At 48.9% G+C, this 13,219-nt stretch carries 12 protein-coding genes and 1 riboswitch; of the genes, 3 read left to right on the top strand and 9 right to left on the bottom strand.

Annotated elements, in window-relative coordinates; genetic code table 11:
* Positions 1-24 precede the first annotated feature (24 nt).
* From JOD82_RS15350 to cobD, 6 genes are all read right to left on the bottom strand, one after another.
* A complete protein-coding gene (locus JOD82_RS15350; RefSeq protein WP_029516391.1) occupies positions 25-858 on the bottom strand; it encodes an ABC transporter ATP-binding protein in 834 nt (277 codons plus the stop codon).
* Positions 855-1,901 (bottom strand): FecCD family ABC transporter permease, encoded by a 1,047-nt coding sequence (locus JOD82_RS15355; RefSeq protein ID WP_029516390.1) that lies wholly within the window; start codon positions 1,899-1,901, stop codon positions 855-857. Before JOD82_RS15355 ends, JOD82_RS15350 begins: the two co-directional genes overlap by 4 nt.
* On the bottom strand, positions 1,898-2,905 hold the full coding sequence (locus JOD82_RS15360) for an ABC transporter substrate-binding protein (RefSeq protein WP_029516389.1): 1,008 nt from the start codon (positions 2,903-2,905) through the stop codon (positions 1,898-1,900). The genes JOD82_RS15355 and JOD82_RS15360 overlap by 4 nt, the downstream gene beginning before the upstream one ends.
* Before the next feature lie 207 nt (positions 2,906-3,112).
* Positions 3,113-3,304: riboswitch (cobalamin riboswitch) on the bottom strand.
* Between the two features lie 122 nt (positions 3,305-3,426).
* Positions 3,427-4,179: a histidine phosphatase family protein gene (locus JOD82_RS15365; protein WP_029516388.1), complete on the bottom strand. Its 753-nt coding sequence runs from the start codon at positions 4,177-4,179 to the stop codon at positions 3,427-3,429.
* A gap of 49 nt (positions 4,180-4,228) precedes the next feature.
* Entirely contained in the window at positions 4,229-5,200 is a 972-nt protein-coding gene (gene cbiB / locus JOD82_RS15370) for an adenosylcobinamide-phosphate synthase CbiB (protein WP_069012422.1), read from the bottom strand.
* Positions 5,190-6,293 carry a threonine-phosphate decarboxylase CobD gene (gene cobD / locus JOD82_RS15375; RefSeq protein WP_069012423.1) on the bottom strand — a complete coding sequence of 368 codons (1,104 nt, stop codon included), beginning with the start codon at positions 6,291-6,293 and terminating at the stop codon, positions 5,190-5,192. The genes cbiB and cobD overlap by 11 nt, the downstream gene beginning before the upstream one ends.
* A 160-nt stretch (positions 6,294-6,453) precedes the next feature.
* Here cobD and lplA point away from each other — a divergent pair, with 160 nt between their 5' ends.
* Together lplA and JOD82_RS15385 are read left to right on the top strand one after the other, a co-directional pair.
* Positions 6,454-7,455, top strand: coding sequence for a lipoate--protein ligase (lplA, locus tag JOD82_RS15380; RefSeq protein WP_069012426.1), 1,002 nt, complete (start codon positions 6,454-6,456; stop codon positions 7,453-7,455).
* Between the two features lie 162 nt (positions 7,456-7,617).
* The gene (locus JOD82_RS15385) at positions 7,618-8,418 is read left to right on the top strand and encodes a Cof-type HAD-IIB family hydrolase (RefSeq protein ID WP_029516384.1); all 801 of its coding nucleotides are present in this window, start codon (positions 7,618-7,620) and stop codon (positions 8,416-8,418) included.
* 139 nt (positions 8,419-8,557) lie between these two features.
* On the opposite strand, the gene JOD82_RS15390 is transcribed toward JOD82_RS15385, so the two are convergent.
* Complete coding sequence (locus JOD82_RS15390) at positions 8,558-9,469, bottom strand: DMT family transporter (protein WP_029516383.1); 912 nt, start codon at positions 9,467-9,469, stop codon at positions 8,558-8,560.
* A 132-nt stretch (positions 9,470-9,601) separates the two neighbouring features.
* Between JOD82_RS15390 and JOD82_RS15395 the strand changes: the two genes are divergently transcribed.
* Positions 9,602-11,095, top strand: coding sequence for an aminotransferase-like domain-containing protein (locus tag JOD82_RS15395; RefSeq protein ID WP_069012424.1), 1,494 nt, complete (start codon positions 9,602-9,604; stop codon positions 11,093-11,095).
* 15 nt (positions 11,096-11,110) lie between these two features.
* Here the strand turns inward: JOD82_RS15395 and JOD82_RS15400 are convergent, their stop codons facing one another.
* Together JOD82_RS15400 and JOD82_RS15405 are read right to left on the bottom strand one after the other, a co-directional pair.
* The gene (locus tag JOD82_RS15400) at positions 11,111-11,881 is read right to left on the bottom strand and encodes an MBL fold metallo-hydrolase (protein WP_029516381.1); all 771 of its coding nucleotides are present in this window, start codon (positions 11,879-11,881) and stop codon (positions 11,111-11,113) included.
* A 189-nt stretch (positions 11,882-12,070) separates the two neighbouring features.
* Positions 12,071-13,132 (bottom strand): sulfate/molybdate ABC transporter ATP-binding protein, encoded by a 1,062-nt coding sequence (locus tag JOD82_RS15405; RefSeq protein ID WP_029516380.1) that lies wholly within the window; start codon positions 13,130-13,132, stop codon positions 12,071-12,073.
* Positions 13,133-13,219: the final 87 nt, after the last annotated feature.

Here is a 13,219-nt window from a genome sequence, read left to right on the forward strand (position 1 = left end):
TTTTAAGTGTGTTTCATCGTTTATTTAATCTGCTGTATCCGAAGCGCTCCTGCGCAGCAAGAGCTGCGGCACACCGCTATCAGGATGCGGAAGCATCACAGGCTCAACACCGTATACTCGTCGAATCCGATCCTCAGTTAATAACTTCGATGAAGCTCCCAATCCTTCAACCATTCCATCCTTGAGTACAAGCAAATCTTCGCAAAATTGGGCTGTCAAGTTAAGATCATGCAAGACCGCAATGATCGTCACACCCGTTTCTTGGCGCCAATCTGCCAGCAGTTCCATAAATTCAAGCTGATAGCGCAAGTCCAGATAGGTCGTAGGCTCGTCCAGCAGCAATATTCGTGGCTCCTGCACCATTACTTTTGCCAAAGCTACACGCTGTCGCTGTCCCCCACTCAAACGGTCTAATGCTCTGTCCGCCAGCGTGGTAAGACCCAATCGCTCCAGCACGCGATCCGCGATCGCCTCCACATCAACACCCTTTTCCCTGCCTAGCCAGTCCTGATGGGGAAAACGTCCCATTTCTACGACTTCCCTGACGGTGTATCCCACGGGAGGAAGCCCTTCCTGTTGGAGTACGGCTATGAGTCGGGAAAGCTCTTTCCTGCTGTAGCTACCGACCTTTTTGCCATAGATATGAACGTTTCCCGAAGTTGGCTGATCTACACCGGAAAGCAAATGCAACAAGGTCGATTTTCCACTGCCGTTCGGACCAATAATCCCCCACCAAGTTCCTTCGTCGACGCTCCAGCTTATATTTTTTAAAGCATGGAACTCTCCATAGGCACGTGTCAGACCCACTACCTCTAATGCCCGATCACGCACCTTCTGTGATTCACTTTGTTCTGTCACAGCAGTCCCCCCCTGCGCAGCTTCTTGTTTCGGTACAGGAGATATGCGAAGAACGGTGCCCCAACAAAGGCCGTCATCACGCCCAGAGGAATTTCTGTGGGGGCTAACAATGTGCGAGCCGCCGTATCTGCCCAAGCCATAAAAACAGCTCCGCCGAGCGCAGATAATGGAACAATCATACGGTAATCAGGACCTGTCACCAGACGAATGATATGCGGTACAACGAGTCCAACAAAGCCAATCACGCCACACACCGAGACAGCGGCTGCTGTCAGCAGCGTGGAAATAATCAGAACAGATAGCTTCGTCGCATCTACATGAACTCCCATGTGCGCCGCCTGACGTTCACCCAAAGCCAAAATATTCAGCACACGTGCCCGGTTCCATAGAAATACCAGCCCTATGACCACATAAGGTAAAAGGATTCCTGTATATGACCAACCGCGCAGACTAAGACTTCCCATCGTCCAGTACAATATTTCATTGACCGTCTCCTTCGACATGGCTGTCAGAAAGGAAACAACCGCTCCCAGAAAGGATTGCATCACCACACCCGACAAAATGAGACTTTGTGTCGGAATTTTCCCACCTTCCCGTGCCAACGTCAGCACCATCCACAGCGTAAGCATTCCGGTCGTAAATGCCACTAGCGGCAGCGTCCATATGCCAACAAATGAAAATTGAAGGCCCCAATAAATCAGTACTGCCGCTCCTACCGAAGCCCCCGAGGATACCCCCAGTGTATACGGATCAGCCAAAGGATTACGCAGCACACCCTGAAATCCGGCTCCCGCCAGCGCCAGCGCTGCTCCTACCAACATTCCCAGTAACACTCGTGGCAATCTGACCTTCAAAATAATCTGCTCTGAGGATGTATTCCAATCCGGTGTAAACGTATCGCCTAACCACGGTAGGTGGTTAACCAGAATGCCCGTGATTTGGCTGACCGGAAGCTTGGCCGAGCCGATGCCAAGACAGAGCAGCAGCGTCAGCAACAGCAGGACAAGACCTGTCCCTCCAAAGCCGATCAGTTTACGGTTCATTTGAAAATTTCAGGATACACGCCCTTGGCCACTTCCTTGAGACCTTCCGTTACGCGTGGACCCGGACGACTGATCAAATTATCATCCACGGCAAACACCCGGTTGTGGCGAACAGCCGATATTTGATCCCATCCACTGCGAGCTTTAATGATATCACCGAGCGTCTGGCCCGTTTTGTCGTCCTTGACACTTTTGCTGTACAAAATCACGTCAGGGTTCGCAGCAATAATATTTTCCTCACTGATTTGGTACCACCCCTTCTGCGTGGCACCTACATTTTCGCCGCCCGCCAACGTAATCAGCTCGTCCATAAACTCGCCTTTACCCACTGTCCAGCCTGGTGAAAACTCGACGTATACCCGCAGCTTCTGCCCTTTACCGATATTTTTAATTCCTTCTTTTACTTCTGCTACATCTGCTCTCATCTTGTCAGTCACCGCTCTTGCTTCTCTCTGATGATCGGTGATTTTCCCATACAATTCGATGTTAGCCATGACATCTTCCACTGTCTTCGGTTCCGTTTTAAAAATCATAATTCCCATGTCGCGCAGCTTGGTCGTAGCCTGTTCACTAAGTGATATCCCTGCAAAAACGACTTCCGGGTTCGCAGCAATGATCGCCTCTTCGTTCGGTTTCATAATACCGCCCACTTTAGGCTTTTTCGTAGCTGCTTCCGGGTAATCAGAGTAGTCGGAGACGCCGACAATTTCCTTATCCAGCCCAATGGCGAACAACGCCTCGGTTTCTGCCGGGGAGACGGAAACGATTTTATCCGGCGCTTTTTTGAATGTAAATTCCTGTCCTGTTGCATCTTTAACTGTGAGCGGGTAAACCGTTTTGCCCGGAGGCTCTTGTGCGTTTACTGCCTGTCCCGGCTGCTGTGAAGAAGCCTGACCCTCTTTATTTTCTGCATTTTTTCCATTAGCGCCACATGCACTCAGCACAACTGCCAAAATCAGAGCCAATAGACCTGTTGTCCACACCTTTATTTTTTTTCCTGCCATGATTTGCACCCCTTCATAAATAAATCGTTAAGAGCGTTACTTGAACATCATCAGATATCTTCTAAATCTAGCCTTCTTTTCCTATCAAAAACCCCCGCATCCTCATATCAGGACACAGGGGTCACGTTAGCGCAGATCGTGCGCAGGCGGCAGCTTCTTTCCGCATGGACAGTCACTGCGAACACGTCATCCTTTCCTCGAAGGATTATGGTGACAGGCGGACGGGCAGGTATCCTGACTTATGGTAAAATACATGTCCTGAAATTCTTTCATATGCTTAGTAACATATAAAGAGGACTAACGGGCATGTTTCCATTTACAGTGGCGGGACCGCGCCGGATTCACACCGACTTCCCTTTTAACAGCGCAGGGAGGGAAACCATAGTTTCATCACGCTGCGCCGACCTCGTCTGCTGGATATTTGATGTAGTGGTAGTCAAGCCGTTCTTTTACTTGATGATTATAGGTTAAAATGAGGCGGCTTACAACCCAAACAGCCTCTTTATCCGCTGGTGTCTAACCTAATGAGGAAGCATTTCCGCTATGTAATTGTGCGGTCCTGCCAGCCTCAATTGAATCCTTAATGCTTCTCCCGGCTTCGGATTCAGACTCCAAAAATCATGGCCCGGTATCAGCATGCAAGCTAGCTGACGAATTACGCCACCATGCGTAACGACCAAAACAGAGGGCGACGTAGCAGTCAAATCCATGGGTTGAACTTCCATAGCAACACGCCATTCATACAGAGAGTCAAGAAATTTGCGCAGACGATTTACAAAATCTGTCCAAGACTCTCCACCAGGTGGGGTGATCCGTTGCGGCTCATCAATCCAAGCCCGATACAACGACACATCCTTGAGCATGTCATACGTTTTTCCATCCCACTCGCCAAAATGAAGCTCTCGCAGACATGGTTCCATCATAGGAGGCATAGTAGATAGGGAACGCCCAGACGTCAACTCTGATTCCGGCACAATGATCTGCAAGGTCTGGCGACATCGCATTAAGTCGCTGCAATAGATTCGAGCAAAGGACTGACCTTGCAATTTTTCCTGCAAAGGCTTTAATTCCTGCTCTGCCCCCGGTAGCAAACCTAAGTCGGAGTGTCCCAGATATCGACGTTCCTTGTTCCATAAGGTTGTGCCGTGACGAACTAACACGAGCTCCATATCCCAATGCAGATCTTCTTTAGCATCATACGGCACCTTATCCTCCTGTGAGTTCGGTCTTTGTGCGTATTCTACTGTCCTTTTTGCTGCTATATCTTGTTTCAAGAAATGTCACTTCCTGCTCGATCATTATTCAGTGTGTCACTCCTCACCCTCACCGCACCCATCCCAAGGCAAAACAACCTGCGGCTCCTAACAAACACAATCCTACAAACATACTGGACACGGCGAACATCAGCTGGATCGTATGCCGTATATCTTTCGACTCTAGCGGTCGTATCCAATCCCCCATGTATGCACGAAAGGAGCGCACGCCATGATACACATTATATCCTCCAAGACGAATCCCCAATGCACCAGCAACAGCCGATTCCGGGAAGCCACTGTTCGGACTTGGGTGCAGACGAGCGTCTCGCTTGACTGTGCGCCAGCTTCTTGCAGCATCTCGTTTGTACATCCACGCCGCTATCACAAGCATTGCCGCTGTCAGGCGTGCTGGAATGTAGTTAGCCACATCATCTAGACGTGCTGAAGCCCAGCCTAAATGCAGATACTTTTCATTTTTGTAGCCAACCATGGAATCGAGCGTATTCACAGCACGATAAGCCAGCGCCAAGGGTGCTCCCCCGATCAAGGCATAAAAAAGCGGGGAAATAATCGCGTCCACGATATTTTCAGCGACCGTTTCAACCGTACCGCGTACAATCTCAGGCTCATCAAGTTGCTGCGTATCCCGCCCGACTATCATGCCCAGCTCCCGCCGTGCCGCAGCCAGGTCATCCGCCTGCAACGCTCGGTAGACTGCCATTCCTGCATCCTTTAGTCCTTTGGAAGCAATCGTGGTCGCAATCAGCACTATTTCTGCGCCGACAGATAACCACGGATGAATCCAGGCAAGCAATTGCAACAGCGCCCAGGCGAGCGCAAAGGAGCCTCCCGCCACAATGAGTGGAAGCAGTATACCCGCACGTTTCAGCCCCCGGTCACTTCGGACCTGGCGGCGAATCAATTTTTCCAATGCCGAAATGGCATGTCCCATACCGATGACTGGATGCGGCAACCACCTCGGATCACCGATCATCCTGTCCAAAAGGTAGGCTGCCAGGATAATCAAGCTAACTGTCACGCCGCTGTTCCTCCTCCAGCACTTCACCCAATACAGATAGCAGCCTGTCGTTGGCTTCTGCATCCTTGACCGCAATCCGAAAATGGCTCGTCGTCAGTCCCGGATACATAGCACAGCTACGTATAAGAACTCCGCGTTGTCCAAGCGCCTGCTGAATAGCCGATGCACTCCACGTACCCGGCGCCCTTGCCAGCACGTAATTGGCTTCACCGGGAACGACACCGCAGCCCCATTCCGCCAAGGCGGTTAACAGACGGTTGCGCTCCGCAGCAATCAGCTCCTGTGTTTGGTGCTCATATGCTTGCCCACTTCTCAAACACGCCTCGCCAGCCAGCAACGCCAATCCATTCACACTCCAGGTCACCTGTTTGGCCGTCATTCGCCGGATATAGTCCGGATGAGCAATCGCATAACCCAATCGTAGGCCAGGAATGGCATAAAATTTGGTCATTGACCGGATCAAAATCACATGAGGATAGCGATCCAGCACAGGCAGCAGTGAGATTCGCCGTTCCAGCGGAATAAAATCAATGAATGCTTCATCCACCACCAGCACGGTCCCCGTTGTGCCAGCCGCCTCTGCCAGCTCGCACAGCTCTTGCTCACCATACTGCACACCGTTTGGATTATTCGGCTGCCCGAGGAACAAAACATCTACCTGCTCCATGAGCTGAAGGATGTCCTCCACGTCCGCCTTCCATTGAAGCGAGGCCTTCCCATACACCCGGTTGACCTCGGCTCCGAATTTGCCAGCCAGCTCGGCATATTCCGAAAAACACGGCTCCACTGTACCCACACGCTTAGGAGCTAGTCCCAATAACAAGAGCGCCATGCTCTCAGCCGCTCCGTTTCCGATACTTAACGACTCCGGTGGAACATGCAGTCGCCGTGCGAGCATATTTTTAAAATTCCGATGCCCAGGGTCTGGATAGCGAATCACAGTGTCAAATGAGTGTTGCAGCGCCTCAAGCACCTCAGGCGGTGGACCAAGCGGATTAATATTTGCACTAAAATCTACAAAATCAGCAGCAGTCCCGCCAAATGTCGCCGCAGCTGTTTCCCTGTCCCCGCCATGACCGTAAACCTCTATCATTGCCTCTCATCCTTTCCGCCCGTTTCCAATCATTTAGCTCCATTATGAGGCTGCTTTTTGCGTCCCGTCAATGCAAATGAGCTTTTGTACATGGCTCACTTGGGTTACAATAGAAGGAGGCACACATAAAATTACACAGTTTATATACGGAGGAATGGACATGCTGTTCATCGACAACCAGGGGATACACGATCCAGCCATTAATCTTGCTATTGAGGAATACGCGCTCAAGCATCTACCGCTGGACGACAGCTATTTGCTGTTTTACATTAATCAGCCTTCTATTATTATAGGCAAGCATCAAAATACCATTGAAGAAATCAACGCCGAGTTTGTCAGAGATAACAATATTCAAGTCGTTCGTCGCCTGTCCGGCGGCGGTGCTGTATATCATGACCTCGGTAATTTAAATTTCAGTTTTATTACCAAGGATAACGGGGAGTCCTTTCATAATTTCCTTAAATTTACGCAACCTGTGATTGATGCTCTGCGCCAAATGGGAGTAGAAGCTGAAATGACAGGCCGCAACGATCTGCAGGTCGGAGAACGTAAAATTTCAGGAAACGCCCAATTTGCCACACGCGGACGTATGTTCAGCCACGGTACATTGATGTTTAACCTGAATCTGGACAATGTGGCTGCATCACTGCATGCCAATCCCGAAAAATTCAAATCCAAAAGCACTAAATCTGTCCGCAGTCGCGTAGCTAACATCAGCGAACTGATGGACCGTGAGATGACCATAGAGCAATTTCGCGAGGAACTGTTGCGTTTCATATTCGAATCAGAATTGGATCAAGTACCTCAATATAAGCTCACCGATACCGATTGGGCCAAAATCCATGAAATATCCAAAGAACGCTACCAATCGTGGGATTGGAACTACGGTCTATCCCCCGAGAGCAATATCAAGCACACACGTAAATTTCCAGTCGGTATTATTGATATCCGCATGGATCTTAAGGAAGGCTACCTCCGTGATATTAAAATCTATGGGGATTTCTTCGGTGTGGGTGACGTTGCTGATATTGAAAACATCCTGCGCGGCAAGCGTTATGATGAAGGTGAGGTACGTCAAGCCTTATCCTCTCTCGATTTGAAGCACTATTTTGGTAATATTGAGTTGGACGATTTTGTTGGACTTGTATTTTTGGAAGACTAACCGTTACTTTTTCCCATCGTTTCAAACCAATACTTCAGTGGTTATAAGGGGACAGGCTCTTATAGGAGCCGTCCCCTTTTCCTTGCGATATTGTCATTTTGAATATTATAAGATACAATTTTAGCATTGCCCCATGATAGAGATAAAGGAGAGAATACCGATATGTATAAATTAATTGCCATTGATATTGATGATACACTCATTAACGACCAAAAAGAAGTTACACCAGCGACACAACAGGCATTAGAAGCTGCTGTAGCGAAAGGTGTGGTGGTTACCCTCGCTACTGGACGAGCTTATGCCTCTGCACACAAAATTGCTCGCCAGACTGGTTTGAACGTGCCGATCATTACGTATCAAGGAGCTTTGGTTAAAAACCTGCTGGACGAAAACGTGCTGTATGAGCGTTATGTTCCACTCGTGGCTGCACGTCGTCTGTATGAATTCTGCGTGGAACGCAATCTGCATCTACAAACGTATATTGATGACAAATTGTACACACGTGAAGATAATCAGAAAATCAAAGATTACACGGAGCTGAACAACACGGAATATTTTGTAGAGCCTGTATTCAGTAAAGTTATAGAGCAGCCGGCTCCTAAATTGCTGATTATCGACGAGCCGGAAGTGTTGGATGAATTAATTCCTGAACTTCGCGTACTGCTTGGCAATGAAGTTCACATTACAAAATCCAAGCCTCACTTTCTGGAAATTATGCACCATGAAGGCACCAAGGGTCACGCGCTTACCTTCCTTGCAAACCATTTTGGCTGTGAACTGTCGGAAACGATTGCCATCGGCGACTCTTGGAACGACCATGAAATGCTTGAATGCGCTGGTCTCGGCATAGCGATGGAGAATGCCATTCCTGATTTGAAGAAGCTGGCTGATTACATCACTCGCAGCAATAACGAAGATGGTGTTAAGCACGCCATCGACAAATTCGTACTCAATGTTGAATAAGCAAAAAGTGCCTGCTCCCATAATTCTTAAATAAAGTAATACAACAACAAAGCCTCCAAACTGTCGCATGATCAGTAACATACGACAGTTTGGAGGCCTTTTCTGTCAGATCATATAATAACCTGACCGCTATAAAATATCAGGCAGCAGAACGTAACTTACGCCTGTTCACCAAACGGATAATTCCATTGTTCATAAGGATTAGTCCGGTCACAATGAGCAGCACCCCAACCAGCATCCACCAGCTTACATGCTCTCCATACAACAACGCTCCCAAGCCCACCGCAATCGGCGGTGATATATACAGCCACGTCGTCGGAAACAGGGGATTTGTACGCTCCATGAGCCAGTAGAACAGTGTATGTGCAATCATCGAACCAAACAGGATCAGATAGAGTAAAGACCCCATGGCAGGAAGGTACTGCCACCCCTCAGAACTCCACGGTTCCGTGATCGCAGACAGTAACAGCAGCATCCATCCCCCATGGATCATTTGCGCCGCATTCAGGGCAATCGGGTTCGTTTCACGAAATACATCCATCACTCGCTTGGAATAAAGAGCTCCCCCTGAATAACACAGCTCCCCCAGCAAAATAACAAGGCATCCCGCCAGCCACAGACCACTGATCTGAACCGCCAATCCGGGCAGCACAACCAGCACCACACCAAGAAAGCTGATCATGCAGCCAACGACCGTAATCCGTGACGTTTTTTGCCGTAGCAGTACAGATTGCAAAATGACGATCATCATCGGCCCAGTAGCTGACAGAATAGCTCCGATCCCGGAGCTGACATATTGCTCTGCCCAATACAAGGCCGAAAAGGTACCGAAGGTCGTTCCTGCTCCAATCAGCAACATTTCCTTACGCCATAATAACGACCATTTCACCTTTCCGGTCAGCTTCATAGCAATAAATAATATCGCACCTGCGGCGAAAAAACGTACCCCTGCCGATAAAAACGGCGGAAGCCCGGCTTCCACTCCCACTTTTATGGCCAAAAACGTTGTGCCAAAAATAAGACACATTACTGTAAACGCGATCCCAATCATGATACGTCCCTCTCCCTTCAGTTGCTTTTAAGCATACAGGGAGACGAACAGAACAGTTGTATAACTACAGAACAGTTGTATACGTTTTTGAAGTGCTATATAGTACAATACACACAAAGGAGCGTGGATAGCATGGGTAAGAACAACAGCGAACTACTTTTTCCAGCCGATCATGCCTTAAAGCTGTATGAGCAGGTTATCCATTATGTAACTGTGCGGATCGATCGCGGGGATTGGCAAACAGACATGAAGCTGCCGTCCGTACGAAGCTTGGCTCAGGAGCTGGGTGTACATCGGCTAACTGTTTTCCGGGCATATCAGGAGTTGAAGCAACGAGGACTGGTCTATGTAAGGGACAAATCAGGATATTACGTTCATGCTTCCCAAGCGACTGGACATGCAAAATATGCTGGCTACTCGAGACATACGTCCATAGACCTCACGATTCACTCCAAATCTGCCCATGCGGCAGATGATCCGTCAGTTTCAGCCTGGAGAGGAATGGATGGACTTACCCGCGTTCAATCAGTGAATGCGAATTTCCAGTTTTCCAAAGCGCTGATTGACCCCTCTCTCCTGCCCAACCGATTTTGGGGAGAGCTGATGATGCAGGTTTTTGAAAAGCATCCGAAAGTAGCAGCCACCTATTCCGCTGTACAGGGTGATACCGAGCTTCGGGAGGCCATGGCGCAGCATTTTAGCGTGGATAAGCATTTTGCTTTATCACCGGATGAAGTGATGATTACCTCGGGAGCACAGCAAGCCATTGATTTAATTGCCCGATCTCTGCTCCATACAGGAGACCGTGTATTGATCGAACGCCCTGCTTATGGTCCTGCCATGGAAATATTCCGCAGACAAGGCGCACGTCTGACCATGACCGATATTCGACCAGAAGGATATGATATGGACCAGATTGAGTGGTGCATGAAAACGGAAAAACCACGTCTCTTTTATATGAATCCGACATTCCACAACCCGACGGGCTTTACGGTCCCCGATGAGCAACGCAAACGACTGCCTGAACTAGCCGAGCGCTACGGCTGCCTCATTGTTGAGGATGACAGCACCTATGACATCAGCTTTGGGCAAAAGCCTCCTTCTCCGATTTTCGCCTATGATGTTTCGGGAAGCGTCGTCTACATTCGAAGTTACAGTAAATATGTCGCACCCGGTCTACGAATCGCAGCCGTGACCTGCCGACCACAGCTCATGAACAGCCTGCTCAACGTCAAAGCGTTGGTGGACAATGGATCGCCACTGCTGAATCAAAAGCTATTTTTAGAATACTTTCAATCTCCACGTATGCAGCAGCATATTAAAAAACTATGTATCGCGCTCCAGATTCGTAAGGAAACGATGGAAGACAGTCTCCGCGATTCCGGTTGGACATGGACCAGCCCAGCGGGAGGACTCAACCTGTGGCTCCAGCTGCCTTCTACGTTGAAACCTAATGAATTACTTGCCAAAAGTGTACAAGAATCTGTATCCTTTGTCCCCGGCAATGTATTTGATCCCATCGGCGCAGAGGGTAAAACGCATGTACGACTGTCCTATTCATACGCCAACGAGCTACAAATCAAAGAAGGAATCTCCGCCCTTCTACGTATCAGTCGAACGATGTAAAGGTAAAATGCACCTTTATTCTAACGGCAAACTCATGCCGGTGTGTGCCAAACTAATCCCTTCCAGAAGCCCATAATTGCGTGTGACATCCACATCATGGGACATATGTGTAAACACTGTGCTTTGGGGCTTAAGCCTTCCTATAAGCTCCTGTGCCTCCAGCATGTCATATACAGAGCGGGTGGCATACTCGGCCTCCTCATGATAAAAACTCGTTCCCAGGACGAGCAAATTCAGATTGTGCAAAGGCAGAATTTCCGCCTCATTTAATCCAATCGAATCCGAACAGTAGGCCCACGAGAAGCCGTCCTTTTCCAGGCGATAAGCGTAGGCATATCCGTTCTTCCCGTGATTCACACGCCATCCCCGGATATTCCACCCGCCAAGTTGGGCTCCCTGATCTACTGGAATAAGATCCAAATTTCCAGAGAGCCAGGAAAATTGCCGCAAGATCGTGTCGATCACTTCCTGTGGCGCGTACAATCGACCTCTGTTCCCAGTCCAGCGACAGGCATCTGCCCATTCTGGTAATCCTCCAATATGGTCAAAATGTGCATGTGTCACAAGGATCGTAGGGATAAAACGCAGATCGCGTAATTCTAGCTGTCTGCGCCAGTCCGGGCCACAATCAATCATAAAGTCCTCCGTCTCGCTTTCGATCAGCACAGACGATCTCAATCTTATGTTCGCCCCTGTCGTGCGAGCTTCTGTGCATACGAGACAATCACAATATACACGCGGAACCCCCATTGCATCCCCCGTGCCAAGAAAAATAAGCCGATTCATGGTTTAACTCCTATCTATTTGGGTCTTTTTACTACTATTATAACGAACAGACCGATTCTACGTAAATCATCTGCGTAAATCCTTCCAGCGTCCAACGCCAAAAGGAGCATGCCCAAAGCCGTGAAATCAGGCTAGACATCCCCCCAAGCGTGATCATATATATTTGAGAATTTTGCAAAAGCCTGATTTTTAAATGATGATAGGCATGGGATCTTCCTTCAGGCGGTTTTCCACCATCCAGCTGGACTGGTCATTATATAGATAGGCTCGATGCACCAACACTCGCACCTGCTGACCAGGTTCCAGCGTAGACTTCTCCAGCGAACGGTACGTCATGAGACGATGGTCCCCAACTTGTACTTCAACCATCCACTCACTTCCACGAAAATGCAAATGCTTCACTACGCCTTCCTCGGTCGCCGACAGAAGCGTAAATTCCTCGCTTGGCCCGACATCAATATACTCCGGACGGATCAAGGCACGTGTTCCCACTCCAGCAGCTTCTTCGAAGCCTTTGAGACTGCCTGCCTGTTCAATCACCGTAGATTCCCCAATGAAGGAAGCCACGAACGGGGTACCCGGTTTTTTATAAATATCCCAAGGCGTTCCCTTCTGCTCCAGTCGTCCCTGATTAATCACCATAATTTCATCCGCTACTTCAATCGCCTCATCCTGATCATGGGTGACAAAAATTGAAGTAATGCCCACCCGCTCAATCAACTCTCGCAGCCAGGTGCGCAGCTCCTGACGAATCTTGGCATCAATAGCTGCAAAAGGCTCATCCAACAGCAGCAATTGAGGCTCTGGTGCCAAAGCACGCGCAAAAGCAACTCGCTGTCGCTGTCCACCTGACAACTGATGCGGATAACGATGCTCAAATCCTTTGAGCCCCGTTAGTTCGACCAACTCCGTGACCCGTTCCTTGATACGGGTTTTGGAGCTTTTTTTCACTTTCAGACCAAAGGCAATATTGTCGTAGACGCTCATGTGCTTGAACAAAGCATAGTTTTGAAATACAAATCCGATTCCACGTTCCTGCGGGGACAGCTCGTTTACCCTTTTTCCATGAAAATGAATTTCTCCCGCATCCGGTTGCTCCAGACCCGCCAAAATGCGAAGAATGGAGGTTTTCCCCCCACCACTTGGACCGAGTAAGCCAATAAGATGGCCCGCCTGAATATCAAAAGATACGTCCTTTACTGCATGAAAATTACCGAAATGCTTGTTTAATCCTCTTACTTCCACATGCATATCCGTACACTTCCTTTCCGCTTCTGGACCTGTTCAGGAACAGCAGCAGCCTTGCTTACCGCAAAGCACGTACCTCATTTAAAATCA

This window comes from Paenibacillus sp. 1182, assembly GCF_017833915.1.
Lineage (GTDB): Bacteria > Bacillota > Bacilli > Paenibacillales > Paenibacillaceae > Paenibacillus > Paenibacillus polymyxa_D.

Coding starts and splice junctions, on each gene's coding strand:
- cobD (WP_069012423.1), bottom strand. CDS start 6,293: ATGATAGAGGTTTACGGTCATGGCGGGGACAGGGAAACAGCTGCGGCG.
- JOD82_RS15405 (WP_029516380.1), bottom strand. CDS start 13,132: ATGCATGTGGAAGTAAGAGGATTAAACAAGCATTTCGGTAATTTTCAT.
- JOD82_RS15355 (WP_029516390.1), bottom strand. CDS start 1,901: ATGAACCGTAAACTGATCGGCTTTGGAGGGACAGGTCTTGTCCTGCTG.
- JOD82_RS15395 (WP_069012424.1), top strand. CDS start 9,602: ATGGGTAAGAACAACAGCGAACTACTTTTTCCAGCCGATCATGCCTTA.
- JOD82_RS15360 (WP_029516389.1), bottom strand. CDS start 2,905: ATGGCAGGAAAAAAAATAAAGGTGTGGACAACAGGTCTATTGGCTCTG.
- JOD82_RS15385 (WP_029516384.1), top strand. CDS start 7,618: ATGTATAAATTAATTGCCATTGATATTGATGATACACTCATTAACGAC.
- lplA (WP_069012426.1), top strand. CDS start 6,454: ATGCTGTTCATCGACAACCAGGGGATACACGATCCAGCCATTAATCTT.
- JOD82_RS15390 (WP_029516383.1), bottom strand. CDS start 9,469: ATGATTGGGATCGCGTTTACAGTAATGTGTCTTATTTTTGGCACAACG.
- JOD82_RS15400 (WP_029516381.1), bottom strand. CDS start 11,881: ATGAATCGGCTTATTTTTCTTGGCACGGGGGATGCAATGGGGGTTCCG.